Annotated in this window: 1 rRNA gene; it reads left to right on the plus strand. The window is 54.0% G+C overall.

Going from position 1 to position 1,203, the window contains the following annotated elements:
- Window positions 1–1,063 (plus strand): 16S ribosomal RNA (locus HMPREF2526_RS03440); the annotation flags it as partial.
- Window positions 1,064–1,203: the final 140 nt, after the last annotated feature.

Consider the following 1,203-nt stretch of genomic DNA (forward strand, 5'->3'; position numbering starts at 1 on the left):
GTGACGGTACCTGTATAAGAAGCACCGGCTAACTACGTGCCAGCAGCCGCGGTAATACGTAGGGTGCGAGCGTTGTCCGGAATTACTGGGCGTAAAGAGCTCGTAGGTGGTTTGTCGCGTCGTCTGTGAAATTCCGGGGCTTAACTTCGGGCGTGCAGGCGATACGGGCATAACTTGAGTGCTGTAGGGGAGACTGGAATTCCTGGTGTAGCGGTGAAATGCGCAGATATCAGGAGGAACACCGATGGCGAAGGCAGGTCTCTGGGCAGTTACTGACGCTGAGGAGCGAAAGCATGGGTAGCAAACAGGATTAGATACCCTGGTAGTCCATGCCGTAAACGGTGGGCGCTAGGTGTAGGGGGCTTCCACGTCTTCTGTGCCGTAGCTAACGCATTAAGCGCCCCGCCTGGGGAGTACGGCCGCAAGGCTAAAACTCAAAGGAATTGACGGGGGCCCGCACAAGCGGCGGAGCATGTGGATTAATTCGATGCAACGCGAAGAACCTTACCTGGGCTTGACATACACTAGATTGCTGCAGAGATGTAGTGTCCCTTGTGGCTGGTGTACAGGTGGTGCATGGTTGTCGTCAGCTCGTGTCGTGAGATGTTGGGTTAAGTCCCGCAACGAGCGCAACCCTTGTCTTATGTTGCCAGCATTTGGTTGGGGACTCATGAGAGACTGCCGGGGTTAACTCGGAGGAAGGTGGGGATGACGTCAAATCATCATGCCCCTTATGTCCAGGGCTTCACACATGCTACAATGGTCGGTACAACGCGCAGCGACACTGTGAGGTGGAGCGAATCGCTGAAAGCCGGCCTTAGTTCGGATTGGGGTCTGCAACTCGACCCCATGAAGTCGGAGTCGCTAGTAATCGCAGATCAGCAACGCTGCGGTGAATACGTTCCCGGGCCTTGTACACACCGCCCGTCACGTCATGAAAGTTGGTAACACCCGAAGCCAGTGGCCTAAACTTGTTAGGGAGCTGTCGAAGGTGGGATCGGCGATTGGGACGAAGTCGTAACAAGGTACCCGTACCGGAAGGTGCGGGTGGATCACCTCCTTTCTAAGGAGCATATTTTTTGGCACCAGTTGGTGTCTTTTAGCCGCACTTTTGTTGTGTGGCTGGTGGTTGAGTGAACAAACGTTTTACTGCCACCGTAAGTTAATCGGGTGGAGATACATCTTAACTGGGATGATTAATTA

The organism is Corynebacterium sp. HMSC070E08, from assembly GCF_001808895.1.
GTDB lineage: Bacteria > Actinomycetota > Actinomycetes > Mycobacteriales > Mycobacteriaceae > Corynebacterium > Corynebacterium hiratae.